The organism is Shewanella pneumatophori, from assembly GCF_023283895.1.
In the GTDB taxonomy this organism is placed as follows: Bacteria; Pseudomonadota; Gammaproteobacteria; order Enterobacterales; family Shewanellaceae; genus Shewanella; species Shewanella pneumatophori.
In genome coordinates, this window is sequence record NZ_JAKILB010000004.1 from 39,801 (window position 1) to 65,170 (window position 25,370).

The 25,370-nt window shown below is 42.5% G+C and carries 27 protein-coding genes; 16 read left to right on the top strand and 11 right to left on the bottom strand.

All coding sequences use genetic code 11. From position 1 onward, the window contains the following. The first annotated feature begins 34 nt into the window (after positions 1 to 34). The 3 genes from kdsA to L2740_RS07410 all read left to right on the top strand — a co-directional run bounded on the left by kdsA (position 35) and on the right by L2740_RS07410 (position 3,687). Positions 35 to 883 (top strand): 3-deoxy-8-phosphooctulonate synthase, encoded by an 849-nt coding sequence (gene kdsA / locus L2740_RS07400; RefSeq protein ID WP_248471050.1) that lies wholly within the window; start codon positions 35 to 37, stop codon positions 881 to 883. A 214-nt stretch (positions 884 to 1,097) separates the two neighbouring features. Next, a complete protein-coding gene (locus L2740_RS07405) occupies positions 1,098 to 2,660 on the top strand; it encodes an AbgT family transporter (protein ID WP_248471049.1) in 1,563 nt (520 codons plus the stop codon). Between the two features lie 151 nt (positions 2,661 to 2,811). Then, on the top strand, positions 2,812 to 3,687 hold the full coding sequence (locus tag L2740_RS07410) for a DMT family transporter (protein WP_248949422.1): 876 nt from the start codon (positions 2,812 to 2,814) through the stop codon (positions 3,685 to 3,687). 11 nt (positions 3,688 to 3,698) lie between these two features. Here L2740_RS07410 and L2740_RS07415 read toward each other — a convergent pair whose 3' ends face one another. The 5 genes from L2740_RS07415 to L2740_RS07435 all read right to left on the bottom strand — a co-directional run bounded on the left by L2740_RS07415 (position 3,699) and on the right by L2740_RS07435 (position 7,740). Continuing rightward, positions 3,699 to 4,388 carry a phosphatase PAP2 family protein gene (locus L2740_RS07415; protein WP_248949423.1) on the bottom strand — a complete coding sequence of 230 codons (690 nt, stop codon included), beginning with the start codon at positions 4,386 to 4,388 and terminating at the stop codon, positions 3,699 to 3,701. A 146-nt stretch (positions 4,389 to 4,534) separates the two neighbouring features. After that, positions 4,535 to 4,639: a MetS family NSS transporter small subunit gene (locus tag L2740_RS07420; protein ID WP_248949424.1), complete on the bottom strand. Its 105-nt coding sequence runs from the start codon at positions 4,637 to 4,639 to the stop codon at positions 4,535 to 4,537. 12 nt (positions 4,640 to 4,651) lie between these two features. Continuing rightward, the gene (locus tag L2740_RS07425; protein ID WP_248949425.1) at positions 4,652 to 6,148 is read right to left on the bottom strand and encodes a sodium-dependent transporter; all 1,497 of its coding nucleotides are present in this window, start codon (positions 6,146 to 6,148) and stop codon (positions 4,652 to 4,654) included. Positions 6,149 to 6,376: 228 nt separating this feature from the next. Beyond that, complete coding sequence (locus L2740_RS07430) at positions 6,377 to 7,333, bottom strand: ketopantoate reductase family protein (RefSeq protein ID WP_248949426.1); 957 nt, start codon at positions 7,331 to 7,333, stop codon at positions 6,377 to 6,379. Further along, a complete protein-coding gene (locus tag L2740_RS07435; RefSeq protein ID WP_275974089.1) occupies positions 7,333 to 7,740 on the bottom strand; it encodes a VanZ family protein in 408 nt (135 codons plus the stop codon). The genes L2740_RS07430 and L2740_RS07435 overlap by 1 nt, the downstream gene beginning before the upstream one ends. Before the next feature lie 124 nt (positions 7,741 to 7,864). Here L2740_RS07435 and L2740_RS07440 point away from each other — a divergent pair, with 124 nt between their 5' ends. Beyond that, positions 7,865 to 8,350 (top strand): YajQ family cyclic di-GMP-binding protein, encoded by a 486-nt coding sequence (locus L2740_RS07440; RefSeq protein ID WP_248949427.1) that lies wholly within the window; start codon positions 7,865 to 7,867, stop codon positions 8,348 to 8,350. 56 nt (positions 8,351 to 8,406) lie between these two features. Here L2740_RS07440 and L2740_RS07445 read toward each other — a convergent pair whose 3' ends face one another. The 5 genes from L2740_RS07445 to L2740_RS07465 all read right to left on the bottom strand — a co-directional run bounded on the left by L2740_RS07445 (position 8,407) and on the right by L2740_RS07465 (position 12,227). Then, entirely contained in the window at positions 8,407 to 8,640 is a 234-nt protein-coding gene (locus L2740_RS07445; protein ID WP_220780053.1) for a hypothetical protein, read from the bottom strand. Positions 8,641 to 8,837: 197 nt separating this feature from the next. Then, a complete protein-coding gene (locus tag L2740_RS07450) occupies positions 8,838 to 10,259 on the bottom strand; it encodes an AmpG family muropeptide MFS transporter (protein ID WP_248949428.1) in 1,422 nt (473 codons plus the stop codon). 282 nt (positions 10,260 to 10,541) lie between these two features. After that, positions 10,542 to 10,862, bottom strand: a complete 321-nt coding sequence (locus L2740_RS07455; RefSeq protein WP_248471037.1) for a hypothetical protein — start codon at positions 10,860 to 10,862, stop codon at positions 10,542 to 10,544. A 169-nt stretch (positions 10,863 to 11,031) separates the two neighbouring features. Further along, positions 11,032 to 11,628, bottom strand: coding sequence for a peptidylprolyl isomerase (locus L2740_RS07460; RefSeq protein WP_248949429.1), 597 nt, complete (start codon positions 11,626 to 11,628; stop codon positions 11,032 to 11,034). 32 nt (positions 11,629 to 11,660) lie between these two features. Next, the gene (locus L2740_RS07465) at positions 11,661 to 12,227 is read right to left on the bottom strand and encodes a YajG family lipoprotein (RefSeq protein WP_248949430.1); all 567 of its coding nucleotides are present in this window, start codon (positions 12,225 to 12,227) and stop codon (positions 11,661 to 11,663) included. Positions 12,228 to 12,278: 51 nt separating this feature from the next. Between L2740_RS07465 and L2740_RS07470 the strand changes: the two genes are divergently transcribed. The 3 genes from L2740_RS07470 (at position 12,279) to L2740_RS07480 (ending at position 14,959) form a co-directional block, all read left to right on the top strand. Beyond that, complete coding sequence (locus tag L2740_RS07470; protein WP_275974090.1) at positions 12,279 to 12,746, top strand: outer membrane beta-barrel protein; 468 nt, start codon at positions 12,279 to 12,281, stop codon at positions 12,744 to 12,746. A gap of 170 nt (positions 12,747 to 12,916) precedes the next feature. Further along, positions 12,917 to 13,981, top strand: coding sequence for a DUF2804 domain-containing protein (locus L2740_RS07475; protein ID WP_248949696.1), 1,065 nt, complete (start codon positions 12,917 to 12,919; stop codon positions 13,979 to 13,981). Positions 13,982 to 14,047: 66 nt separating this feature from the next. Continuing rightward, positions 14,048 to 14,959, top strand: a complete 912-nt coding sequence (locus L2740_RS07480; RefSeq protein ID WP_248949432.1) for a sterol desaturase family protein — start codon at positions 14,048 to 14,050, stop codon at positions 14,957 to 14,959. Positions 14,960 to 15,204: 245 nt separating this feature from the next. On the opposite strand, the gene L2740_RS07485 is transcribed toward L2740_RS07480, so the two are convergent. Continuing rightward, positions 15,205 to 16,467 carry a methyltransferase gene (locus tag L2740_RS07485; protein ID WP_248949433.1) on the bottom strand — a complete coding sequence of 421 codons (1,263 nt, stop codon included), beginning with the start codon at positions 16,465 to 16,467 and terminating at the stop codon, positions 15,205 to 15,207. 131 nt (positions 16,468 to 16,598) lie between these two features. Here L2740_RS07485 and L2740_RS07490 point away from each other — a divergent pair, with 131 nt between their 5' ends. The 9 genes from L2740_RS07490 (at position 16,599) to nqrF (ending at position 25,358) form a co-directional block, all read left to right on the top strand. Beyond that, a complete protein-coding gene (locus L2740_RS07490; protein ID WP_248949434.1) occupies positions 16,599 to 17,375 on the top strand; it encodes an alpha-ketoglutarate-dependent dioxygenase AlkB family protein in 777 nt (258 codons plus the stop codon). Between the two features lie 159 nt (positions 17,376 to 17,534). Further along, positions 17,535 to 17,834: a BolA family protein gene (locus L2740_RS07495; RefSeq protein ID WP_248949435.1), complete on the top strand. Its 300-nt coding sequence runs from the start codon at positions 17,535 to 17,537 to the stop codon at positions 17,832 to 17,834. A gap of 382 nt (positions 17,835 to 18,216) precedes the next feature. Continuing rightward, positions 18,217 to 18,726 (top strand): S-ribosylhomocysteine lyase, encoded by a 510-nt coding sequence (gene luxS / locus L2740_RS07500; protein WP_248471027.1) that lies wholly within the window; start codon positions 18,217 to 18,219, stop codon positions 18,724 to 18,726. Between the two features lie 770 nt (positions 18,727 to 19,496). Continuing rightward, positions 19,497 to 20,831: a Na(+)-translocating NADH-quinone reductase subunit A gene (locus L2740_RS07505; protein WP_248949436.1), complete on the top strand. Its 1,335-nt coding sequence runs from the start codon at positions 19,497 to 19,499 to the stop codon at positions 20,829 to 20,831. Continuing rightward, the gene (locus tag L2740_RS07510) at positions 20,831 to 22,030 is read left to right on the top strand and encodes an NADH:ubiquinone reductase (Na(+)-transporting) subunit B (RefSeq protein ID WP_248949437.1); all 1,200 of its coding nucleotides are present in this window, start codon (positions 20,831 to 20,833) and stop codon (positions 22,028 to 22,030) included. The genes L2740_RS07505 and L2740_RS07510 overlap by 1 nt, the downstream gene beginning before the upstream one ends. Beyond that, a complete protein-coding gene (locus tag L2740_RS07515) occupies positions 22,023 to 22,817 on the top strand; it encodes a Na(+)-translocating NADH-quinone reductase subunit C (RefSeq protein ID WP_248949438.1) in 795 nt (264 codons plus the stop codon). Before L2740_RS07510 ends, L2740_RS07515 begins: the two co-directional genes overlap by 8 nt. Then, entirely contained in the window at positions 22,817 to 23,449 is a 633-nt protein-coding gene (locus L2740_RS07520; RefSeq protein WP_028769180.1) for an NADH:ubiquinone reductase (Na(+)-transporting) subunit D, read from the top strand. Before L2740_RS07515 ends, L2740_RS07520 begins: the two co-directional genes overlap by 1 nt. A 5-nt stretch (positions 23,450 to 23,454) precedes the next feature. Continuing rightward, on the top strand, positions 23,455 to 24,063 hold the full coding sequence (nqrE, locus tag L2740_RS07525; protein ID WP_248949439.1) for an NADH:ubiquinone reductase (Na(+)-transporting) subunit E: 609 nt from the start codon (positions 23,455 to 23,457) through the stop codon (positions 24,061 to 24,063). A 47-nt stretch (positions 24,064 to 24,110) separates the two neighbouring features. Further along, positions 24,111 to 25,358 (top strand): NADH:ubiquinone reductase (Na(+)-transporting) subunit F, encoded by a 1,248-nt coding sequence (gene nqrF / locus L2740_RS07530; RefSeq protein WP_248471023.1) that lies wholly within the window; start codon positions 24,111 to 24,113, stop codon positions 25,356 to 25,358. The last annotated feature ends 12 nt before the right edge of the window (positions 25,359 to 25,370 follow it).

Consider the following 25,370-nt stretch of genomic DNA (forward strand, 5'->3'; position numbering starts at 1 on the left):
CAATGGCCTTGGCTCACGAAGAGAGAAAAGATTGATGAGCAATAAAATCATTAGTTTAGGTTCGATTGAGATCGCTAACGATAAGCCATTTGTGTTATTTGGTGGTATGAACGTGCTTGAGTCACGTGACTTAGCAATGCAAATTGCAGAGACCTATGCTGAAGTGACGCAAAAACTAGGGATCCCTTATGTGTTTAAGGCGTCTTTTGACAAGGCTAACCGCTCATCAGTGAACTCTTACCGTGGCCCAGGCATGGAAGAAGGCTTAAAGATTTTTGAAGAAATTAAGTCAACCTTCAACTTGCCATTAATCACTGACGTACATGAAGTACACCAGTGTGCGCCAGTTGCTGAAGTGGTTGATGTTATCCAGCTTCCTGCATTCCTTGCTCGTCAAACCGATTTGGTGGTTGCTATGGCAAAGACCGGCGCTATCATCAATGTGAAAAAACCACAGTTTTTAGCGCCACACGAAATGCGTCATATCATCACTAAGTTTAACGAAGCGGGTAATGATGAAATCATGCTGTGTGAACGTGGTTCAAGCTTTGGCTACAACAACTTAGTTGTTGATATGCTAGGTATGGATGAAATGAAGCAAACCGGCTACCCAGTGATCTTTGATGCGACTCATGCGCTGCAACGCCCAGGTGGACGTGCCGATAGTGCTGGTGGACGCCGCGCTCAAGCTACTGAACTTGCACGTAGCGGTATGGCACTTGGTTTAGCGGGTTTGTTCATTGAAGCCCATCCAGATCCTGATAACGCTAAGTGCGACGGTCCATGTGCATTGCCACTGCATCAATTAGAGAACTACTTAACACAAATGAAAGCCATTGATGATTTAGTTAAGTCGTTTGACCCTATCGACACTAGTAAGTAAGTTTAAAGTATTTTATTCTTCTAGTTAGTGGTTAAAAAATATAAAACCCTGTTTTATCACAGGGTTTTATTGTTTTTATCGATATGATTTAAGTTTAAATACAGATTGGGCATTTATTCTAGTAGGTTATAAAAATACTCGGTATTAAGCCGTATTATGGCATTTACAGCCATTTGTTCAGTTTAATGTGAGACATAATAAAATAGGTTGAATGATGAAAGCAGATAAACAGGCGCTTGAGGATCAAGGGCCGCAAGGGATGTTGGGTAAAGCGTTAGATAGCATTGAAAGAGTAGGTAACAAGTTACCGGATCCTGCAATGCTATTTTTGATTTTAATGTTTGCAGTATGGGCGTTATCGGCATTGTTGTCAGGCGTAAGCTTTGATGCCATAGACCCACGTACTAATTCACCGATTGTAGTGAATAACCTGTTAAGTGCTGATGCATTAACGCACTTTTTAACCTCGATGGTGACCACATTCACTGCATTTGCACCATTAGGCGTAGTGTTAGTGGCAATGTTAGGTGTGGGTGTTGCTGAGCATTCGGGTTTTATTAACACAGCGCTTAAGCGCATGTTGAAAATTACTCCTGCTAAGTTTCTAACTCCTGCAGTTGTGTTAGTCGGTATTATTTCTCATACCGCCACTGATGCTGGTTATGTGGTAGTTATTCCGCTTGCTGGTGTGATCTTCTTTACTGTTGGTCGTCATCCTTTAGCGGGTATTGCAGCAGCGTTTGCCGGTGTATCTGGTGGTTTCTGCGCTAACTTTATTCCATCAGGTATTGACCCATTGCTGCAAAGCTTTACTCAAGCTGCGGCACAAATTGTTGATCCAGATATTGAAGTTAACCCGCTAAATAACTGGTTCTTTGCAGCATCATCCTGTATTCCAATCACGCTACTTATTTGGTATCTAACAGATAAAGTGCTAGAGCCTCGCCTTAACCGCACGCACAAGGTTAACCGTGAAGAGGTAGATCTTCCTGCAATGGAAGAAGAAAAGCCATCTGAGATCAAAGCATTCCGCATCGCGACTTTAGTCATGGTTGTGGCGATTGCAGCATTCTTCTCGTTAACTGTGCCAGAAACCTCAACACTGCGTGACGCTGATGGTTCACTAACCAGTTTTAAAGCGCCATTGATGCAGTCAATTGTACCGCTTATTTTTATCTTCTTTATGCTGCCAGGTTTGGTATACGGTTATATGACCGGAGCCTTTAAGACTTCAGGCGATGTTGTTCAGGCTATGTCTAAATCGATGAGCGGCATGTCGCACTACATCGTTATGGCCTTTTTCTGTGCGCAGTTTGTGGCGGCATTTTCGGCATCTAACCTTGGTGCTTTGATTGCGGTTGAAGGTGCTGGTGGTCTTAAAGCACTTAACTTACCTGCTGAAATTACCGTTGTAGGTATGATTATTCTAGTGGGTTTTGTGAATCTATTTGTGGGTTCATCATCGGCTAAATGGGCATTGATTGGTCCTGTACTTGTGCCAATGTTAATGCAACTTAATATCAGCCCTGATCTATCCCAAGCGGCATATCGTGTGGGCGACTCAAGTTCAAACATCATTACACCACTGATGCCATACTTCCCGCTGGTTGTTGTTTATTGTCAGCGTTATGTGAAGAACATCGGCATTGGTACACTTATCTCTATGATGCTGCCATTTAGTTTAGCGCTGCTATCTATTTGGAGTGTGTGGTTACTGGCTTATTGGGCGTTAGGTTTCCCACTAGGACTCGGGGCTAGTTACACTTACGGGCTGTAATTTATTTATCGGGTTTACATCAAAAAGCCAAGTCAGTGATGATTTGGCTTTTTGTATTTTCAGTAGTTATTTTCAGTATTAGTGAATTAGTGCCAACAATGCATTTTGTGCTGGCATAATAACGTTTTTCTTAAGCCGCAATTTAATCTCTATGACTTGGATCTTTTTTACCTTTCTTGCAGCCTTTATGCAGGCGTGGCGCAATGCGTTTCAAAGTCAGCTCAGTAAAGATGTCAATATTGCAGGTGTGACGCTGGCGCGCTTTATTTGGGCAACCCCGATAGCTATCGCCTATTTGGTAGGACTATATATTTGGCAGCCCGTAGGTTTACCTTTTATTACCGTTAAATTTAGTGCCTATGTGCTGGGCGCTTCGGCAATGCAAATACTGGCAACAGCCTTAATGGTAAAACTGTTTAAAATGAAAAACTTTGCCGTGGGGGCTGGGCTTGCCAAGAGTGAAGCCTTGGTTGCAGCGATTTTAGGAGTGGTATTTTTTGGCACCGAGCTATCGTTTTTAGGTTGGATAGGCGTGCTGATAGGTGGTATCGCGGTATTTATGCTCAGTAGTAAAGGCGGCGTTAAACAGCTTTCATTTGCGACTATATTACTTGGGCTTGCCTGCGGAGCTGCCTTTGCGCTGACTTCCTTGTGGGTGCGGGAGGCGAGTTTAAATCTAGATTTACCGTTTCCGCACCGCGCTGCTTGGGTGCTGCTATTTGTGATTGCGATTCAAACCACTGTTCTGCTGATTTACTCAAGTCTTGTTGATAAAAATACCCTTGAGGGCTTAATGCAAAGGCCCAAACTGACGTTATTAACTAGTGCTACAAGCTGTATTGGTTCAATTGGTTGGTTTAGTGCTATGTCGCTACAAGCTGTGCCTTATGTAAAAACGCTTGGCCAAGTTGAGGTGTTCTTTACCTTACTTATCGCAACGCTATGGCTAAAAGATAAGGTAAAGATTAAGGATATGCTGGCGCTGATCTTAATTGCTGTAGCTGCAATATTGGTGATGTGGAGCTAAAACGGTTTGCGCTATGACTTGTTTGCAATAATCAGTTTACTTAGCTGGATTGATACTTGCGCGCAAAGTACACCTAAAGTAGCGCCAGCAAGTAGATCGCCAAGGAAATGATAGTTTTGGCCTAATTGCCCAGCAATTGCTCCCAACATAGCCGCTAACCAAAGCGGGTAAAACTTAGGCAAGCGCCACCAGAAAACACTGACAAGCGCAAAGGTAAACAGCGCGTGACCGGATGGAAACGAGTTATAGGCTGTACCTGCCATAAAAGGGTGAAACCCCTCAACACCGTGGGTTATCCAAGATGGATTTCCGCCACTGTCCAAATGCAACCAGGTTTCTGGCCAAGTCCTGCCAAATACCCATTTAGCACCAACTCTTAGAATGGTGGCACTCATTAAGGTGAAGACAAGTGCTAATGCCAGATCCGCTACTTTGCCTCGAAATTTAGCGACTAAACAGCTCAAAATAACCAACCCTGACAGCACTTCAAATAATAAAGGCATTTGGCTTAAAGGCTTAAACAAAGCACTAGCATCAATGTTGTGATGCATCCAAGTTGAAATGGGACGGTCTAGAAAAAGCACACTGAAAATAACTAAACAGCAACAAGCTAAATACAGCCATAAACTTGTTCTAAGTGATAGAAATGCGGTTGGCGCGGAGTATTGCTGCTTATTTAGTGTGGAATTATCAGGCGACATGCTTTTAGGTCATAAGCGAAGAATTGCTACGATTGTAGAGGCCAACATGGTCTGCTTCAAGCTGTTGTAATAAGGTTTATTGCTGAGCGTTACAAAGTGCAGGGTCGTTATCTACAAAAAACTTAGCGTAATCGACTAACAGTAGTCTACTTAGATTTCGCTGCTCGCATTGCAATTGCAATACACACTCCGGCACCGCCCCAAGTTATGGTTAATGCCAGAATCATCATAATAATTGCACCGGTAGTCATGTGCGGCTCTCCTCATCTCGCAGGTTTTTTATTTGGATCTCGCGAAACTAAGCTAATAAATATAGCGGCAAACAGCATGAGCGCAATCAAGCCCCAGCCGAGAAAAATCTGATCTGCAATTGGGTAATCTTCATAACCATTTCTTAAGGTATTGATTAGATTCTTAATCAATATGATGGCCAACATTATTGGCCCAATAAAGCGGAGGCAAAGGTTAAACCATTTACCGACACTGAACTCGCTGCATTGGTTGGCATAGTCACGGATATCGGCAATTTTAAATAACCAGGTCAGAATAATTAACTCGATAAGGCAGCTTGTTAGTAAGGCTATGTTATTTATAAAGTAATCGACTAGGTCTAAAAGCAGTAAACCACCATTACTTGAAAATGCCATTGAAACCGTAAACCCGGTGCCGCACACCATTAGCGCTGCTTTTTTACGTGATATTGCAAGTTTATCGATTACGGCCGCAACAACTGCTTCAATAATGGAGATATGTGAGCTAATGCCTGCAACAACTAGAGCCAGAAAGAACAGCGGCCCTAAAATGTAAGGCAGTGGCAGGAGGTTAATGGCTGCGGGGATTGTCACGAAAGCCAGACCTACACCAGATGTCACCACATCGGTTATGGGCTTGGCTTGCTCTGCCGCCATATAACCGAGCACCGCGAAGATCATAATGCCGCCTAAAATTGAAAAACCGCAGTTAATCAATACCGTCATAAAAGCATTGTTGTTGATATCTGATTTTTCAGGCAGGTAGCTGGAGTAGGCGAGCATAATGGCAAAACCAACACTTAAAGTGAAAAAGATCTGTCCATATGCCGCAGACCAAACTTTAACATCTAAAATCATGCTGAAATCAGGCCTAAATAGGTAATTAAGTCCGTCGAGCGCGCCGGGTAGCAACACAATCCTGCCAATTAATAGTAATACCATAATAAATAGCAGTGGCATCATTATTTTACTTGCTCGCTCAATACCGCCTTTAACGCCGCTAAAAACCGCTAACGAAGTAATTCCCCAAGCAATTGCCATCGGAATAGCTATATGAAATTGCAGAGATCCCAATTTAGTGGGCGAGTTATCACCAAGTTGCAGGTACTCGTTAAAAAAGAAACTATTGGTATCGGTGCCCCAACTTTGGGTGATTGAAAAGACAAAATAAGAGATGGCCCAGCCGATAATTGCTACGTAATAGATAGCGATAACGGCTGCGATAAAGACTTGAAACCAACCGAGCCATTCCAGCTTAAAGCCAAGCGACTCTCCAAGCTTGGCAAATACACGAGGAGCTGCGCCGCGATGTTTATGCCCTAGGCTAAACTCCATTATCATAAATGGGATACCGGCGGTTAACATGGCAAATAAATAGGGGATAAAAAATGCGCCACCACCGTTTTCGTACGCCATATAGGGAAAGCGCCAAATATTACCTAGACCAATCGCCGAACCAACTGCGGCGAGAATAAAACCTGTCCTTGAGTTCCATTGCTCTCTTTGCATGAGCTCTGCCTTTTTGTCTAACTACAAAAATGTAAATACAGAACTAATTCTAGTCAGGATTATAAAATACGTCGTATTAGTTTATGAATTATCAACTTTTTCTAGCTTTTATTGATTGTTAATAAACAGAGGTTTGCCTAGCCGCAGTTGTGTTGCTAGCGGCTAAATCTATAGGCATTGGGATAGATAGGGTGAGTAGGTGATATTGCTAGAACAATTAGAGGTGGCTTACTCGTATTTAGCTTCAATCTGTTTAATTTGCTGCAATAAAGATTGATTAACGGGGACTTTAAGCTGGTGGACAGCCGCTCTTTGCAATACAAAGCCGTTAATGGCATCAATCTCAGTTTTTCTTTGATGTTGTACATCTTGATGCATCGACGAGAAGTTATTCGCCGTTAGCTCAATAACTTGATAAACCCGTTGTAGAAGAACATCTAAATCAAGTTCAATGCCGTCATGCTTTGCTACCCCTACCAATTCGCTTACAGCATCTGCAATAACTTGATTATATTTGTCTGCAGCTAGCTCACCATTAGGACAATTGAAAATCGCGGTGAGCGGATTTATAGCAAGGTTAACAGCAAGTTTTTGCCACAATAGCGGTAAGATCTCGCTATACCAATTACTATGGGGAATAGCAGTTAGTAACAACTGTTTTAGCGGTACTGGCAGTTGCGGTAATTGCGTCAGCACTTGGCTGCTACCTAACTGAGTTAGGCCACTACCAGTTTGCTTTACCTGCCATTTATCTAATTTCAGCGCGCCTTGAGAAGTGGTGCCTAGACTTAGTCCGCGGCCTTTAAGTAGTGAGATAACCTCTAAGTGAGGGCCCATTCCATTGTGTAGCAATAGAATGTGTGTGCTAGTTGAAAGCAGCGGTAAAATGGGTTTAAGCGCATCACTGACTTGATAGGCTTTAACACAAACAATCAGTAGATCAATTTGGCTAAGATGAGTTTGATAGTCAGCTTGGCCGATAAGCGCAGCTTTACGGTTAATGATTTGCTCATCAAGAGTTGTAAAATGTAGCGATTGCACTGATGAAAAAGCGTCGCGGCTAATAAAACTCAACTGACTTTGTGATTGCTCAGCTAATTGATGATAAATAAGCTGGCCAATTGCGCCGGCACCTAAAATGCAGATCTTGATCAAGGCCGATTTTTTAATAGATTGTGTAGGCATTATTGGTTATCAGAATCGAAAAGTTTAGCTGCTTTAAAGTAACGATTGTAAAGCCAGTGGCTAGTATAAAAAAGTAAAATACCGACCATATCGGCGATGAAATCTGCAAATGAAGCGCTGCGATATGAAAGCTGGGATTGCACGATTTCGATAAATATAGCGTAGCCAGCTAGAATGACTGCAAGCAGGTACCACTTAGGCTTGAAGGCTAGGTAGGTCAGATAAGACAGCATAAAAAAGCTACCAACATGGCCAATTTTATCAAGGTTAGGGATCCCACTTGGATAGTAGTTTGGCTTAGAGAAAACCAAGTAACTTACTAAGATTAGCGTTAATGCTAGTGCCCACTTAAAAATAGCCTGTCTATTGATCACGTCATCGTCATTTGTGTTATTTGCGTCAATCATAAGAAAACCCATAGCTAAAGTCACCTCTAAGCCGAGATTTCAGACGATTTAATGGTTTATTTGCTTCAAGTTCAGCAGCGCAATGCGTAAAATACGCCCATAAACATTTTTAAGGATCAAACTTATGCCTTCAATGGATATTGTTTCAGAAGTAAATGAAGTTGAACTGCGTAACGCGGTTGATAATTCAGTTCGTGAATTGAAAGGACGCTTTGATTTTCGTGGCAAAGAAGCCACCATCGAGTACAAAGACCATGTGGTTACTCTCACTGCTGAAGATGATTTTCAGGTTCGTCAGCTAGTTGATATCTTACGTATGCAGATGAGTAAGCGTAACGTAGATCCTAAATCAATGGATGTTGATGAGAAAGCGGTTCACAGTGGTAAAACCTTCTCTTTAAAGGTGAGATTCAAAGAGGGTATTGAAACCTTAGTTGCTAAAAAGCTGATTAAGCTGATTAAAGACAGTAAGCTGAAAGTGCAATCATCTATTCAAGGTGATTCAGTTCGAGTGACTGGTAAGAAGCGTGATGATTTACAAGCAGTCATGGCGCTTGCTCGTGAGTCTGAACTAGGTCAACCATTCCAGTTTAATAACTTTAGAGACTAATCTACCTAGGTATTTTGTCTCTATAAGGGCTGCATTAGCAGCCCTTGTAATATGGATTAATCTTTTAGCTTATTAATTTCTTCGTTAACTTCATAACCTTTATCGGTGATGATTTTCTCCAAAACCACCAAACGATGCTGAATGCTTTTCACTTCATCAATAAGCTTCATTTTGTCACTACTATCTATTTTTGCTTCAAGCTGCTTCATGCGAAAGCGGTATTTAAAAAAGTCAGTTCCAAAGATGGCAAAAACAATGATTGCAACGATAATAATTTGACCGATATCCATATTCTTTCCTTTTACTATTCCAAGTTAGTTATTTTGTTAACATAGCTTAAAGCAAATAAAGGGCCAAGTTTAAAAGGCTTTTATTTCATGGCTTTAGATTTCTCTCCGTCAAAGCTGAATGTCTAAAGTCACAAAAATTATCGATATTACTCATTTGTTAGTGAGCTAAACCATCGTTAGAAATTGCCAAACTTAGCTTAATTTCCGAACTCCTTGGATCTATCTTGCTTTAGTAATTCATCTTGCTCCTGTTCATTTGAGGCAGGATTAGGTGCATATTTTTGTACTAGCATAATTAGCCCAAGTACAGGGAAGCCGATTAAGCTAGCTGCAATAAAGAAACTCACATAATCAAAGGCATCAATATAGGCGCCAGAGAAGCCAGCAACGAATTTAGGGAACAATAGCATAATAGATGACAATAATGCATACTGAGTCGCGCTGTAACCGCTGCTGGTTAAGCTCGATAGATAAGCGATAAAGGCGGCTGTTGCGATACCCGCGCTAAAGTTATCTACCGAAATCGCAAAGGTTAAAAAGCTAACGTTGTAACCAATCATGGCTTGGTAGGCGAATAATAAGTTAGTGACAGCAACTAACAGGGCGCCAAGAAAGAGTATTTTCATGGTGCCGTAGCGGGCGATTAATAAGCCACCTGCGCCAGCGCCAACGAGTGTCATAATCAAACCGTAGATTTTACTTAATGTGGCGATTTCAGTTTTTGAAAAGCCCATATCTACGTAAAACACGTTGGCCATAATCCCCATCACTATGTCGGAAATTCGATAACAAGAGATCAGCAGCAAAATAAGAATTGCACTACGACCATAGCGTTTAAAGAAATCAATAAAAGGCAATACGCTGGCGGTATAAAGCCAAGATAGACTGGCGGCAATAAATTTGGGGTATTTAGCGGCAAATTTATTTTTAAGTGCAGCTTCTTTTTCATCTGCATCTTTTGTTTCAACAGTGGGTTCGCTGCTAAATAATGTGGTTAAAATACCTATCATCATTAACCCCGCCATAGCGATATAGGCAGTTTGCCAAGAAACTAAGCTGTAAGCTTCGCTATCAGGCTCAATCCAAGCGGCAATGGTGAGCGCACCTGCGGTGGCTACAATCATAGCGCTACGATAACCGACTTGATATGCGGCGGCGAGCGCGGCCTGCATTTTTACCGGAGCGGATTCAATTCGAAAAGCATCGATAACAATATCTTGGGTCGCCGAGGCAAAGGCAACCATTAAGGCAAATAGCGCGAGCCTTTCAAGATCAATCAGCGGGTCGCTTTGGCTCATACCTAGTATGGCAATCACCAGCAGTAACTGAGCGAACATCATCCAGCCACGTCGCCGGCCTAAGAGTCGAGTAAATATAGGTAGTGACATGCGATCAACTAACGGCGACCATGCCCACTTAAAGCCGTAGGCCAGTGCTATCCAGCTAAAATAACCAATCGCGGTACGGTCAACGCCTGCCTCCCTAAGCCAAAAGGATAAGGTTGAGAATACCAACATTAAGGGCAGGCCAGCAGAAAAACCGAGCAGCAATAAGATGAGGACTCGTTTGTGACAATAGATGGATGCGGCGTCTTTAAAACGCGAAAAGAAAGAATGCACGGAGGCGGTTCACCTAAGTTTAACACTGAGTCATTCTAGCTTACGTAGGACAGTGGTAGGGTTCAAGATAATATTCAGTGCTGTGCCGAGTATGGTGCTTTTTATTGCAATCAAATATTGATGACTGCGACTAATAATATAGAAAGATAGGCAGCTCTTAAGCGTAATAAAAGTGATTATCAAATTGATATAATAAAAATTTTCCAATAAAAAGCCCAAACCATAATTGGTTCGGGCTTTGGTTGAGTATTCAATACTCAGGTGTAAACAATGGTATGGTTGCTAAGGTCTGATCCCTATACAGCCTTGAGGAATTTGACCTCCGAGACTTAAATAGTCGCAGCAGTCGTCAATTTGCTTTCGCAAAAATTGATTTCCTCTAATCGCCCAAGAGGGCCATTTATCAAAGGCATGTAGTAAGTGCCAAAACACTCGTTCCATATCTGTTTGCGCATCACCCTGATGATTGTACATCTGCCATTCTTCAAGGGTGTCCCATAGATACATCTGGATTTCATTGAAGTCGAGTTGATCACTCAAAAATGCTTTTCCATAGAAAGCCAGCTGGGGCGCCTTACCATCAATGAACTCATCCGCTGTCATTGAGCCGCCTCCTTAATTTTACCAAATAAGTATAGGCACATAATGACGGCGGCTGCTCGAAATATTTCGTTTTAACTGTACTTTTGTTGCAAACTCGTTAATTCTTAATCGGTTATTAAAGCCTATTAATTGAATCTTAAGTAATCTAGAGCTTGCGCGAAAATAACTCTTAATCTCGAGGTAGTAAGGTGGCTTTCTTTAGCACTATGTCTGTAACCGGAAAGTCAGGCCATTCTATTTTGGTATTAAATTCAGTTGGTACTAGAGACATTGCTTGGAGCACTTCCATACCTGAGCTGACTTCACCAAATACTGCGTAACCCCAGCGACGAGAAGAGGGATCTAATTTCTCGTTGTCTACCACGTTGAAATAAAACTGGCTGGTGGCAGTATGTGGCTCGCCTTCACGCGCCATTGCAATGGTGCCAGTGAGATTTGATAAACCGTTGCCCGACTCGTTAACAATAGGTTCTGCTGTTGGTCTTTCTTCTTTATTTAAGTCTAAGCCGCCACCTTGAACTACAAAGTCGGCGATAACGCGATGAAAGAGCGTATTGTCATAGTGACCTTTAACCACATAAGTCAGAAAGTTATCAACGGTTATTGGCGCGCGGGTTCTATCAAGTTCCACTACGATTTTACCCATGCTAGTATCTAACTCTACTTGCGGGTAAAGCGTGTTGGGTTGGATATCGACGGCATAGCTGAGCTGACTTGCAAGTAATAAGCTAATAGGTGCCAGCGCTTTTAAAATCCAAGATTTCATTTTATTTCCTTATATTTACGTAAGCGGCCTGGTTATTGTTGAATGAACTGGTTTAGTTCAGGATCGTTAATAATGTCGCGAGTCAATTCACCAATAAGTTTGTTCATCTCAAGTTCAAGCGTCGCAAAATCTGCTCCAAGAGGGCCTTTTAATAACCCTTTGGCACGATAGCGCTTTGTTAGTTCTTGATTAGCGTTTTTGGCTATGACGTTAATAATCACTTGGCTGTTAGCTTCAAAACCGAAAGTGCTTTCATGTACGTCAGTGAGTAACTGTTCTAGCTGAATTTGCATATGGTTTACTGCGCTTGGGTCGATTCGATAACCCGCTTGAGTAAAGCCTTGTCTAAAGACTTGATCCATCTGTACTCTTGGCGCTTCAGTTGGGCTGACTAGGCGTGCCGCTTTGTCGCCATCATTAAAGCGGACAATAAAGTTGGCAGAACGAGTATCTATCGTCTCTAGCGCTACAGGAAGTTCGGTCTCTGTTTGCACAGTAATCGCTGGAACTTCTGGATTTAATGCTATGTGAGATGGACCTTGGCTAGCGCAACCAACCATAGTTAAAGTGGTTGTCAGTATTAAAAGTAAAGATTTCATTATTATCGTAAATTAGCAAAAAATTGATGGCCTCAGCATACCAGAATAGCGTTGGTATTCCAGCGCTACACAGTTCTTTTTATTGATAGCTCAACGAGTGGTGATAATGTTATGTACGACATTTATTATCGCTATATGTGGCAGGATAGCTTTGGCGTTGAAGCGGGTTACTTTTCAGGAAGCGGCGGTATTATGAGCGCATTTGTGGGGATAATAGCCAAAGTTAATCACATAGAATATAACGGCTTTAGAACAGCTCTGTATGGCGAATATATGCTGTCTCAAAGCAATCGCCTTTACGCTAAATTGGGGGCTAGCGCTAATGAGCTTAGCTACGATTTAGAAGCTAGTAATGATAGCGTTAAGTCTATTAGTGATAGGGATGTTGACCTGTTCACCGCTGTAGGTTGGGGGATTCGATTTAAATCGGGTTTAGGTATGAACATTGAGTACCAATATATTCCAATTCAAGAACTAACTGTACAAAACTTGAGTATTGGTATGAGTTATCGTTTTTAATCCTTCTTGTGTAAGTTCCCCCTCTAAAGTAGCGCTACCTAAGGCGCTATTTTTGTGACTTATTCTCAGTTGATTTACAAGTACGCAACAAAAAGTCGCTGATTCACTTTTAACCAGCTTCAGTTCCAGTTAGAGTAAAAGGTCAAATACTCGCTTGGAGCTAACGATTGATACCTGCCAATGATCTGCCTTGGAGTCCTAAAAGGCTCACTAGTTCAAACGCACCTTTGAGCTTAATTGATGATGCTGGCTGTCCGGTTTACGGCCATTTTGACGGCCCGGTAACTCAGCTGGGAATTGAGCAGTTCAAGTACTTTAATGAAATGGATAACCCCGCATCTAAGTGGGCTAAGTATTTTGATTATAAGCAGTTTCAGTTTGTTAGCATCGTCACGCCGCATTACGTTATTGGTGTGGCATTGGCTGATATACGCTATGTAGGCAGTGCCTTTTGTTACCTTTACGATATAAAACAAAACCAGTTAATAGAAAGTAATTGGCTTAAACCTTTTGGCTTAGGCTATCAAAGTGCAGAGTCACCAATGCAAGGTATTGGCAAAATATCCAGCGGCAAAGGCTCTATAGCGTTTGTGATAAACGAAGGGGCGTGGCAGCTCAAGCTTGATACCTTAGGTATTGAGGCGGATTTGAGCTTGCAGCCTCAGGCGTTGAGCTTACCTATGGCTATGTGTAACCCGACTGGCTATAACGGCTGGACCTATACCCAAAAACATAACGGCTTAGCGTTGAAGGGGAGTTTAGTGATAAATCATGAGCCGCAGCCGCTGCAACGAGCCACTGCTGGTTATGATTTTAGTGCGGGTTATATGCGCCGTGATACCAGTTGGCGTTGGGCCAGTATTAACTGTATCAGCGAGCAGGGCACTATAGGCTTGAACTTAGCTGCCGGCGTTAATGAAACGGGCTGTCATGAGAATGTATTTTGGCATAACGGCGAGCGGCACTTACTTGGGGCTGTGCACTTTCAATTTACTCGTCCCAGAGGCAAAGATAGTTCTACTGGGCAATGGCGTATTTACTCAGATAATGGCCAAGTAGAACTCAGTTTTATGCCGAAAAACTGCCGCCAAGAGAAGCTTAACCTAGGGGTTCTAAAAAGTAACTTTAGGCAGTACATCGGCTATTTCGATGGCTATATCATAGATAGTTTTGGCGAGGAACATAGGTTAAACCGAGTGCTAGGGCTAACTGAAGATCACTTTGCCCGCTGGTAGCGACCGATGCATCGTCGGCGTATTCGAGCATTAGCGTCAGACTGATAAATACAAGGATAATAAAAGATGGATTTTAATTCACTGATTGCTCATCCCGAAGTGTTGCTACTGGTGTTAGCACCAGTATTCTTTGTGTGCATTTTACTCGAGTGGTATGTCGGTGACAGGCAAAACAAGTTACCCCTTAATGCTCGTTATCATTTACCTGAAGTACTGTGTAATTTCGGGTTGGCGGCTATGCATCAATTGACCGATATTCTCACGGGGTTATTGATTGCGAAATTGTACTTAATGTTTTTTGGTTGGCGCTTATTTGATATTGAAATGAATGCCGCAACTTTTGTGGCGCTAATGGTTGCGCAAGACTTTTGCTATTACTGGTTTCATCGTGCTAGTCATCGTGTTCGCTGGATGTGGGCAGCGCACGTAGCGCATCATAGCTCTGAAAACATGAATTTTAGTACTGCATTTCGTCAAAGCTTAATGTATCCATTAGCTGGCATGTGGATTTTCTGGTTGCCATTAGTGATTGTCGGGTTTGATCCGAATTGGGTAGTCTTTGTGGTGCTTTTAAACCTTGGCTTGCAGTTTTTTGTGCACACGCAATCAATTAAGTCGTTAGGCATATTTGAATGGGTGTTTAACACACCGTCACACCATAGGGTGCATCATGGTCGTAATCCGCAATACATAGATAAAAACTATGCTGGTATTTTGATTATTTGGGATCGACTATTTGGTACTTACGAAAAAGAGGTTGGGACTGTCGAGTATGGAATTACTAAACCAATAAATAGTTTCAATCCGCTGGTGGTCACATTTACAGAGTGGCGCGATATGTTTGCTGAGTGCTTTGCTCCTAATCGCACACTATCTCAGCGCTTAGGCGCCTTGTTTGCTCCGCCAAATACTCAAAAACCAGAGTTACCGCCACAAGTTGAGTTAACTCACTCTAAGGTTATAAAAGATAAATCTTAAGTTACTGGCGAATGGTCATGCTCGAGACAACCAATTGGCTTATCGTTATAAGCTATTTGTGATGGAGCTTATTGGTCGCGGGCATCATTCTGCTCAAGATTAGCTCTTTCTTGAATGACATCGGCACTGCAACTCGTTGATCGGGTATTGGTTGAAGAGAAAGCTAAAGGATAATTGCCTTAATGGTAAACGTGGCCCTATAAAAAGGTGAGCTTAATGCTCACCTTCAATTGTTTTGGCTATCGTTATTTTGACTTTGGCTTGCCGTAGAGCGCACTTTGAGGATGTGGCTCATCATTTGTTTGGGCTTCTAGATCTACTTGGGTATCAAAAGCATCCATATCTTGCGCCTTTTTGCTGATCTTTTGTGCCTGCAAAATAACGAACTTACCGTTAGAGGCAACCGTGGTGCAGTTTTTAAAGATCCGTTGTAATTTTATGTGGTAAGCCAAGTGACGATTACCTACAACATGTAAAATGCCGCCATTCTTTAAACGTCTAAAGGCGTCTAAAAACATCTGCCACGCAATATGGTCGGTGATAGCTTCACCTTGATGGAAAGGTGGGTTGCACAAGACAAGATCTGGGCGGAAGCCTTCGCTCATATTGGTTAAACAATCATCCCAGCCAAAAGTGGCTTGCTCACCGACAAGCGCAGGATTATCAAGTTTATTCGCTTGCCAGTTTTCTCTTGCTGACGCAACGGCCATTTCAGAGTCGTCAATAAAATGAATATAAGCTTCTGGGAAAACCTGTTTGGCGTGCAAGCCTAAAATACCGTTACCGCAACCTAAATCGACAATTGACTTAAAGTCACCCTTTGGCATGTTATCCAGCATGATGCGTGCGCCAATATCTAACTTATTAGCAGCAAATACATTGCTTAGGTTGCTGATCTGCAAATTAAGCTCTGGTACTGACCAAGTTGTGGCTTTTGGTAAAGTGCGAGCTTTGCCATCACTAACACAAGTGATAACTCGGGTCTTTTTCCAAGTCAGGCTGGCGCTCGCAGGGCCAAGATTTTGGCTAATGGTTTCTAATAACGATTTATTAATCGATTTAGCTTTAGCACCAATCAATACTTGCGTGCCTGCTGGCAGAACTTGTGACAGTCTGCTTAGCTGGTGGCCGAAGTAGTTAAGGTTTTTAGGTAACTTCATCAATACCAATTCAAGACCTTGTGGCAGCTCATCACGGCTATTTACCCAAGTTATGGTATTAGTGGCTAATTGATTACGTTCAAGGTTTTGGCTTGTGCCAAGTAAACTTGTTTTTGCGTCAGTTTCTAATGTTAGCGGCCAGCTTGGTGCTATTGATAATAGCCCAGCAGTTAGCGCACCGAAGTTATCGTTTATAACCGCAGTATTGACAGGTTTTTGCTCGCTATCAATTAAGTGCTTTATAAGGTGCTCATCGGCAGCGTCCCATGCCTGCAGATTCGATTCTTGTCTGCTAGGGTAACGGAAGAGTTCGAGTTCAACACCCGATACAGAAAATTGTGTAGTCATATGCCAATAAGTGCCAAATAAATTAGGGCGCATATTATCGCAGATTTATGATCTCAGGTATATGATGTCAATGATGGACTTTTCGACTCCGTAAGTGGCTATGATCAATAGAGCAAAAGCTAGAGGCAAAGATGAAGCAAGATGACTTTGATTTCGAGCAACTTGGGCGTGTGCAGAATAAGACTGAAGCTAAAGCTGACACTCATGGAAAACTTGATGATAACCATAGTGAAAAAGCTAATGCTAGTGTTGCTCATGACGCTCAGGCAGAGACAGTAATAACTAAAGTCAAAATAGATACTGCCAAGGCGGAACAAATACAAGCAGCTGAGCTATCTGCTCCATATACCCTTATTAAGGGCTATTTAAATACTGCTCAGCAGGCTGCTCTACTTAAAGAAGTTGAAGATTACCCGCTTACTCGTCCTGCGGTGTTTGTTTTCGGCAAGCATCATCCTATTCCACGCAGCCAAGTGTGGTTTGCTGATAAAGGTTGTGATTACTTTTATTCGGGTTTATTTATCGAAGCGCAGCCTTGGCCTTATTACGCGCAAAAGCTGCGTTTTAAACTGGAACGTGAATTTGGTTTACAAACCAATGGTGTTTTAGTCAATCGCTACGCAGATGGCCACGAGTCGATGGGCTGGCATAGTGACGATGAAAAAGAGATCCAGTCAGGTACTGATATTGCGTCGGTGACATTGGGCGCTAGCCGTGACTTTTTTATTCGCCATAAACAAACATTGCAAAAAGAGTGCGTGAATTTAGAGAGCGGTGATTTACTGATCATGCACTGGCCGATGCAGAGCGATTGGGAACACTCTTTACCTAAGCGGTTAAAAGTTGATGCAGCAAGGATCAATTTTACTTTTAGATGTTTAATACCTAATTACCATCAGCAAAAGTAGGACTTGGGGGGGATATACAGCTTAAGGCAGGTTTTATGCTCAGGACTGGTTTCTTGCTCAGGGCTGTGTTCAAGCTCAAGGCTGCTAGTCAGTTGACCTTTAAAGGCGTTAGCAGTACTCTGCCGCAATCGCATTTATGCCTTATTCGAGAACATCGTTATGTCAGTAGCACAGATCATTACCGAAAAACTCACCGCGGCTTTGTCTCCGTCGCATCTAGAAGTGATTAACGAAAGCCATAATCATCACGTACCGCCAAACTCAGAAACTCATTTTAAAGTGATTATTACTAGTAGCGAGTTTGAAGGTAAGCGTCTTATTGGTCGTCATCGTGCAGTAAATGAAGCCTTAGCTGATGAATTTGCTCAAGGCTTGCATGCATTATCAATGCACACATATACCCCACAAGAGTGGGTCGAAGAGACAAACGTGCCGGATTCGCCAAAGTGTAAAGGCTAATTTAGCCCTATAAGCCTGCATGGATAAATGAAAGCCACAGCAATTTGCTGTGGCTTTTTTGTATGTCGGTTTTCAAGCTTGAGCAAATACCTCTGTCATATTGCTGGAACAATATGTAGCTGTAATAGGTTTAACTTTTATGGGGACTACTCGTTTTATGTCTGCACTAGGCTTGGCTGCTGTTTGAGCGCAAATGTTATCAAATCGATTTTCATGAAAAAACTTTGTGATAGTTATTGTTGACTACAGCTCTAGGCTAGGTGAGTATCACTTGCTATAAAAATAGGCTTATTGTCTTTGAGATAAATAGTCAAATAAATAATAGGTTCACGGGCACGCGCTTTGTGAGTGTATATAACTTAGGTGAATTTGGAGAATTAGCATGCCGTTATTAGATAGCTTTACCGTTGACCATACTCGCATGAATGCGCCTGCAGTACGTGTTGCAAAATCGATGGCGACACCTAAGGGCGATACAATCACTGTGTTTGATTTGCGCTTTTGCGTGCCAAACAAAGATATTTTAAGTGAGCGTGGTATTCATACTTTAGAGCACCTTTTCGCAGGTTTTATGCGTGATCACTTAAATGGCGGAGATGTTGAAATTATTGATATCTCGCCAATGGGGTGTCGCACCGGTTTTTACATGAGTCTCATTGGTACGCCGAGTGAATCAGTAGTCGCAGATTCATGGTTAGCAGCAATGCAAGATGTATTGAAAGTTGCAGCGCAATCAGAGATCCCTGAACTAAACGAGTATCAGTGCGGAACTTACGAGATGCATTCATTGGATCAAGCCAAAGATATTGCCCGCAATATTATTGCCGCAGGTATCAATGTTAACCGTAATGATGACTTGAGCCTAAGCGATGAGATTTTAAAAGGTCTCTAATGAGATAAAGCGTTAGGTTAATGTCTAAAATATACGAAAAAGCAGCTTAGGCTGCTTTTTTTGTGTCCATTGCTCAATTATCCGATAAAACTAATTGTTGTTTGAACCTAAGCGGCGGCCATAGTCGGCTCCGAGCACTCTTAATGTTGGGGGATGATGTTTAAGTTAAATGCGCAACCTGAATTTAAGTTTTAGGTTTTTGCCAAACGACCATCGCTGCATATTGTTAACAATATGCATTCAGTTATTCGCTTATTTAGCTTTTATGCATGCTTTTGGCCCTGAATTACGGCTATTCGATTTTGCGATATGTGAGCCATTTTGCAGGGGTAAAACATAGCTTGAAGGGCGTTTTATTTGCCAAAATAGCTAAGTGACGTAGATCTCAAAAGCTTAATTAAGCACCACTTAGACAAAAGTGTAAATTTTATTATTAACAATAACTATAACAGTGTTATGAAAGCGTAAAAGTTAATTAACCTCTTTAAATGTATGGAGAATGTGGCCTGTAGCTATATTAATTGATTCTTAATATCTTCGCAGATTTAGGATGTTTGTTATAAAAATGGCTTCAAGCTTTTAAAACAGACACAATTTTCATGGCGAGTCGGTGATATTTGGGGTAAAATGCGCGCGACCAGCGTGATTTTGATCGCATTTTGGCGATAAATTAGCGCTAGCTCAACACGAATTAGAGGTTTGTTTAAAACTTGTGTGTTTAGCAGGAACGCGGCGCATTGTCTTTCCTTCATAACGTAGTGCTTGTGGATATGATTACAATAAAGAAAGGATTGGACCTGCCTATTGCAGGTGGGCCAGAGCAAGTTATCCATGATGGTAATACCATCAAACATGTAGCTATTTTGGGTGAAGAGTATATTGGCTTACGTCCTACCATGAAAATTAAGGTGGGAGATAAAGTTAAAAAAGGTCAGGTTCTTTTTGAAGATAAAAAAAACCTTGGCGTGATATACACAGCTTCAGCAAGTGGCACAATTTCCGAAGTTAACCGGGGCGCTCAGCGTGTTCTGCAGTCTGTTGTTATAGAAGTGGAAGGAGATGACAGTATCTCTTTTGCTAAATATGACGCCACTGCTATCGACACGCTAGAGTCACAGCAAGTACGTGACAACCTGATCCAATCAGGCTTGTGGACTGCTTTGCGTACGCGTCCTTTCAGTAAAGTACCAGGCGTTGATGCAACTGCCGCTGGTATTTTCGTCACCGCTATTGATACTCAACCATTGGCAGCAGACCCTGCTGTCGTGATTGCAGAGCATAAAGCTGACTTTGAAAACGGCTTAAAGCTACTTTCTAAGTTAACTGAAGGTAAGGTTTACCTTTGTAAAGCACCAGGCGCTGATATTCCAGCGGCTAATGCTCAGGTTGAAGAATTTGCTGGTCTGCATCCTGCTGGATTGCCAGGCACACACATTCACAACCTATTACCAGCTTCTGCTACGAGAACAGTTTGGCACATCAACTACCAAGACGTAATTGCGTTTGGTCAGTTGTTTACAACCGGTGAGATTAACGCTCAGCGTGTTGTTGCTATTGGCGGACCTAAGGCTGCTAAGCCTCGTTTAGTTCGCACTCAATTAGGCGCTTCTATGGCGCAACTAGTTGAAGGCGAAGTTGCTGATGGTACTGTTCGTTCTATCTCAGGCTCTGTTTTAAACGGCCGTAATGCGATGGGGCCTCATGCTTATCTTGGTCGTTACCATAGCCAAGTGAGCTTGTTAGAAGAAGGCACTGAAAAAGAACTATTTGGTTGGGCAATGCCTGGTGCAAATAAGTTCTCTATTACTCGTGCATTCCTTGGGCACCTTTCATCTTCTCGTCTATTTAACATGACTACGAGTACTGGTGGTAGTGACCGTGCAATGGTGCCAATTGGTAACTATGAGCGCGTGATGCCGCTAGATATTCTGCCAACTATGTTACTTCGTGATCTGGTTTCTGGTGATTACGACGGCGCAGCTACATTAGGGGCGCTTGAGCTAGATGAAGAAGACTTGGCACTGTGTACTTTCGTATGTCCTGGTAAATATGACTACGCGTCATATCTACGTGACTGCTTAGATACGATTCTGAGGGAAGGCTAATGGGCTTAAAACAGTTTTTCGAAAATATTGAACCGCAATTTGAAAAAGGCGGTAAATATGAGAAGTTTTATGCACTTTTTGAAGCTGCATATACTGTCTTTTATACGCCAGGTTATGTGAACAAGGGTCGTACCCATGTTCGTGATAACTTGGACCTAAAGCGTATGATGATTACGGTTTGGGCATGTACATTCCCGGCAATGTTTTTGGGTATGTTCAACGTCGGCTTACAAGCACAAGACGCTTTAGCTGCTGGCTTTGCTACTCCTGATACTTGGCAGGTAGCACTTTTCGGTATGTTTGGTACTGAGTTGACTGCAGATTCGGGGGTTGCCGCATTAATGTGGTATGGCGCCTGTTGGTTCTTACCCATATACGCTGTGACATTCGCTGTCGGTGGTATTTGGGAAGTGCTATTTGCATCAGTACGTGGGCATGAAGTTAACGAAGGTTTCTTTGTTACCTCAATCCTTTTCGCATTAACACTACCTGCAACAATTCCTTTATGGATGGTTGCACTAGGTATTACCTTCGGTGTTGTTGTTGCGAAAGAGATCTTTGGTGGTACAGGCCGTAACTTCCTAAACCCAGCACTAGCTGGTCGTGCATTCCTATTCTTCGCTTACCCGCTAAATATGTCTGGTGACACCACTTGGGTTGTTGCTGACGGCTACTCTGGTGCTACGGCACTGAGCCAAGCGGCACAAGGCACACTAGAATACGGTTTAACTCAAGACTGGTGGAATGCATTCTTCGGTTTCATTCCGGGTTCAGTTGGTGAAGTGTCTACACTAGCTATCTTGATTGGTGGTGCAGTTATCATCTACACCCGTATCGCATCATGGCGCATCGTAAGTGGTGTAATGGTCGGTATGATTGCCGTTTCTTACCTACTTAACTTTATCGGTAGCGATACTAACCCAATGTTTGCTATGCCTTGGTACTGGCACCTTGTTTTAGGTGGCTTTGCATTCGGTATGATGTTTATGGCGACAGACCCAGTTTCGGCGTCTTTCACTAATAATGCAAAATGGGCTTACGGTATTCTTATCGGTGCTATGGCAGTATTCATTCGCGTTATCAACCCTGCGTTCCCAGAAGGCATGATGTTGGCTATCTTGTTCGCGAATCTATTTGCTCCATTATTTGACCATTTCGTGGTTCAGTCGAATATTAAGCGGAGGATTGCACGTGGCTAGTAATAAAGATTCTTTCGGAAGAACACTATTTGTTGTTGTTGGTTTGTGTTTCATCTGCTCAATGTTCGTTTCGACGGCAGCAGTATTGTTGAAACCAACTCAGCAAGAAAACAAACTTCTTGATAAGCAAAAGTACATTCTAGAAGCTGCTGGTCTTATCAACCCTCGCGAAGGAAAAGTTGAAAAGTCTACAATTTTGTCAACATACGATAAGTATGTTGAAGCTAAGTTAGTTGACCTTAAAACTGGTGATTTTGTAGAAGGTGATGCCAACACTTTTGATACCGAAAAAGCAGCACGTACTCCAGCAACATCGTTTGTGCCACAAAATGACATTGCGTCAGTTAAACGTGTAGCAAATAAAGCCGTTGTATATTTAGTACATGATGACAATAAGCAGCTACAAACAGTGATTATTCCTGTTAAAGGTTACGGCTTATGGTCAACGATGTTTGCTTTCTTAGCGGTTGAGCCAGACTTGAACACGATTCGTAGTTTGGTTTACTACAGCTTCACTGGCTCTGGTGAAACTCCAGGTCTAGGTGGTGAAGTTCAAAACCCACAGTGGATCGCGAAGTGGACTGGTAAGAAGCTATATAACGACAAGGGTGAACTTGCGATTAGCGTAACGAAAAACCCTGCTGTAGCTGCTTCTCCATACGGTGTTGATGCATTGTCTGGTGCAACGCTTACTGGTAACGGTGTACAAAACTCACTTGAATTTTGGTTAGGTGAAGAAGGTTTTGCACGCTTTATCGAAAAGGCTCGCAATGGAGGGCTTAGCTAATGGCTGATGCTAAAGAACTTAAATCGGTTCTCATAGGACCTATTGTCAGCAACAACCCAATTGCTCTACAGATTTTGGGTGTATGTAGTGCCTTGGCTGTAACCAGTAAAATGGAAACCGCTTTGGTAATGACAATCGCACTTACTGCTGTATGTGCTTTGTCTAACCTATTTATCTCGCTGATCCGTAACCACATTCCAAGCAGTGTACGTATTATCGTGCAGATGACGATTATTGCGTCGCTAGTAATCGTGGTTGACCAAGTACTGCAAGCTTACGCTTACGATGTTGCAAAGCAGCTTTCTGTATTCGTTGGTTTGATTATTACTAACTGTATCGTAATGGGCCGTGCTGAGGCTTATGCGATGAAGACTCCTCCTATGATGAGCTTTATGGATGGTATCGGTAATGGCTTAGGCTACGGTGCAATCTTGTTATCAGTTGGCTTCGTACGTGAATTATTCGGTAATGGTTCACTATTTGGCATTGAAATCTTAAGCAAGATTTCAGACGGTGGCTGGTATCAGCCTAATGGCCTATTGCTGCTTCCTCCTAGTGCGTTCTTCCTGATCGGTGCATTGATCTGGATTATTCGTGTGATGAAGCCTGAGCAAGTTGAAGCGAAAGGATAAGCATAATGGAACATTATATTAGTCTATTAATCCGTTCTGTTTTCATTGAAAACATGGCGCTATCCTTTTTCCTTGGTATGTGTACTTTCCTAGCGGTATCTAAGAAAGTAAAAACAGCCATGGGTCTAGGTGTTGCAGTTATCGTTGTACTGGCGATTTCAGTACCAGTTAACCAAATCATCTATCAAAGTATTCTTGCTCCAGGCGCATTAGCTTGGGCAGGTGTTCCAGATGCTGACTTGAGCTTCTTGAAGTTCATCACCTTTATCGGTGTGATTGCAGCTTTGGTTCAAATCCTTGAAATGACATTGGATAAGTATTTCCCACCACTTTATAACGCGTTGGGGATCTTCCTACCACTTATCACTGTAAACTGCGCAATTTTCGGTGCGGTATCTTTCATGGTTGAGCGTGATTACAACCTAGGTGAAAGTTTAGTGTTTGGTATTGGTTCTGGTATCGGTTGGGCGTTAGCACTTGTGCTACTTGCTGGTATCCGTGAAAAGTTAAAATATGCTGATGTTCCTGATGGGCTTCGCGGCTTAGGTATTACCTTTGTTACCGCTGGTTTGATGGCTCTAGGTTTCATGTCGTTCTCAGGTGTGTCTCTGTAAAGAGGCACCATAACGACGTCTTAATTTGAACCTTTAAGGATAAGTTAATGGGTATTCTTGAATCTACACCAATCGATGTATATCTCGGTGTGAGTATGTTTACCGCAATCGTATTGGTCTTGGTATTAGTGATTTTATTCGCTAAATCAAAGCTAGTAGCAAGCGGTGACGTCACAATCGGCATCAACGATGATGCAGATAAAGCAATTAAAACTGCAGCTGGTGGGAAGCTACTGGGCGCACTAGCAGAAAGCGGTATCTTCGTATCGTCTGCTTGTGGCGGCGGTGGTACTTGTGGTCAGTGTAAAGTACACGTTAAGTCAGGTGGCGGAGATATTTTGCCAACTGAAATGGACCATATCAGCAAAGGTGAAGCTCGTGGCGGTTGTCGTTTATCTTGTCAGGTAAACGTAAAAACTGACATGGAGATTGAACTAGAAGAAGAGATCTTTGGTGTTAAGAAGTGGGAATGTGAAGTTATCTCTAACGATAATAAAGCCACTTTCATTAAAGAACTTAAGCTTGGTATTCCTGATGGCGAATCAGTGCCTTTCCGCGCTGGTGGTTACATTCAGATTGAAGCGCCTGCTCACCATGTTAAGTATGCGGACTTTGATGTTCCTGCAGAATACCGTGGTGACTGGGAACACTTTGGATTCTTTAACCTAGAATCGAAAGTTGATGATGAAACAATCCGTGCATATTCAATGGCGAACTATCCTGAAGAGGAAGGTATCATCATGTTAAACGTGCGTATTGCGACTCCACCACCACGCAATTTAACTTTGCCTTGTGGTAAGATGTCTTCGTACATCTGGAGCTTAAAAGCGGGTGATAAAGTGACTATTTCAGGTCCATTTGGTGAGTTCTTCGCTAAAGAGACTGATGCTGAAATGGTATTCATCGGTGGTGGTGCAGGTATGGCACCTATGCGTTCACACATTTTCGACCAATTGAAGCGTCTTAAGTCTCAACGTAAGATGAGCTTCTGGTACGGTGCGCGTTCTAGTCGTGAAATGTTCTATGTAGAAGATTTCGATGGCCTAGCGGCAGACAATAGTAACTTCCAATGGCATGTTGCACTGTCTGATCCTCAGCCAGAAGATAACTGGGATGGTTACACTGGCTTTATCCATAACGTATTGTACGAAAACTACTTACGTGACCATGAAGCGCCAGAAGATTGTGAGTATTACATGTGTGGCCCACCAATGATGAACGCTGCTGTAATCGGTATGCTTAAAGATCTTGGTGTCGAAGATGAAAACATCCTATTGGATGACTTCGGTGGCTAACCCTTCTCTTAT

Excerpts from the sequence above, each read along its gene's own strand:
- kdsA (WP_248471050.1), top strand. The coding sequence starts at position 35 with ATGAGCAATAAAATCATTAGTTTAGGTTCGATTGAGATCGCTAACGAT.
- L2740_RS07405 (WP_248471049.1), top strand. The coding sequence starts at position 1,098 with ATGAAAGCAGATAAACAGGCGCTTGAGGATCAAGGGCCGCAAGGGATG.
- L2740_RS07410 (WP_248949422.1), top strand. The coding sequence starts at position 2,812 with ATGACTTGGATCTTTTTTACCTTTCTTGCAGCCTTTATGCAGGCGTGG.
- L2740_RS07415 (WP_248949423.1), bottom strand. The coding sequence starts at position 4,388 with ATGTCGCCTGATAATTCCACACTAAATAAGCAGCAATACTCCGCGCCA.
- L2740_RS07420 (WP_248949424.1), bottom strand. The coding sequence starts at position 4,639 with ATGACTACCGGTGCAATTATTATGATGATTCTGGCATTAACCATAACT.
- L2740_RS07425 (WP_248949425.1), bottom strand. The coding sequence starts at position 6,148 with ATGCAAAGAGAGCAATGGAACTCAAGGACAGGTTTTATTCTCGCCGCA.
- L2740_RS07430 (WP_248949426.1), bottom strand. The coding sequence starts at position 7,333 with ATGCCTACACAATCTATTAAAAAATCGGCCTTGATCAAGATCTGCATT.
- L2740_RS07435 (WP_275974089.1), bottom strand. The coding sequence starts at position 7,740 with ATGATTGACGCAAATAACACAAATGACGATGACGTGATCAATAGACAG.
- L2740_RS07440 (WP_248949427.1), top strand. The coding sequence starts at position 7,865 with ATGCCTTCAATGGATATTGTTTCAGAAGTAAATGAAGTTGAACTGCGT.
- L2740_RS07445 (WP_220780053.1), bottom strand. The coding sequence starts at position 8,640 with ATGGATATCGGTCAAATTATTATCGTTGCAATCATTGTTTTTGCCATC.
- L2740_RS07455 (WP_248471037.1), bottom strand. The coding sequence starts at position 10,862 with ATGACAGCGGATGAGTTCATTGATGGTAAGGCGCCCCAGCTGGCTTTC.
- L2740_RS07460 (WP_248949429.1), bottom strand. The coding sequence starts at position 11,628 with ATGAAATCTTGGATTTTAAAAGCGCTGGCACCTATTAGCTTATTACTT.
- L2740_RS07465 (WP_248949430.1), bottom strand. The coding sequence starts at position 12,227 with ATGAAATCTTTACTTTTAATACTGACAACCACTTTAACTATGGTTGGT.
- L2740_RS07480 (WP_248949432.1), top strand. The coding sequence starts at position 14,048 with ATGGATTTTAATTCACTGATTGCTCATCCCGAAGTGTTGCTACTGGTG.
- L2740_RS07485 (WP_248949433.1), bottom strand. The coding sequence starts at position 16,467 with ATGACTACACAATTTTCTGTATCGGGTGTTGAACTCGAACTCTTCCGT.
- L2740_RS07490 (WP_248949434.1), top strand. The coding sequence starts at position 16,599 with ATGAAGCAAGATGACTTTGATTTCGAGCAACTTGGGCGTGTGCAGAAT.
- L2740_RS07495 (WP_248949435.1), top strand. The coding sequence starts at position 17,535 with ATGTCAGTAGCACAGATCATTACCGAAAAACTCACCGCGGCTTTGTCT.
- luxS (WP_248471027.1), top strand. The coding sequence starts at position 18,217 with ATGCCGTTATTAGATAGCTTTACCGTTGACCATACTCGCATGAATGCG.
- L2740_RS07505 (WP_248949436.1), top strand. The coding sequence starts at position 19,497 with ATGATTACAATAAAGAAAGGATTGGACCTGCCTATTGCAGGTGGGCCA.
- L2740_RS07510 (WP_248949437.1), top strand. The coding sequence starts at position 20,831 with ATGGGCTTAAAACAGTTTTTCGAAAATATTGAACCGCAATTTGAAAAA.
- L2740_RS07520 (WP_028769180.1), top strand. The coding sequence starts at position 22,817 with ATGGCTGATGCTAAAGAACTTAAATCGGTTCTCATAGGACCTATTGTC.
- nqrE (WP_248949439.1), top strand. The coding sequence starts at position 23,455 with ATGGAACATTATATTAGTCTATTAATCCGTTCTGTTTTCATTGAAAAC.
- nqrF (WP_248471023.1), top strand. The coding sequence starts at position 24,111 with ATGGGTATTCTTGAATCTACACCAATCGATGTATATCTCGGTGTGAGT.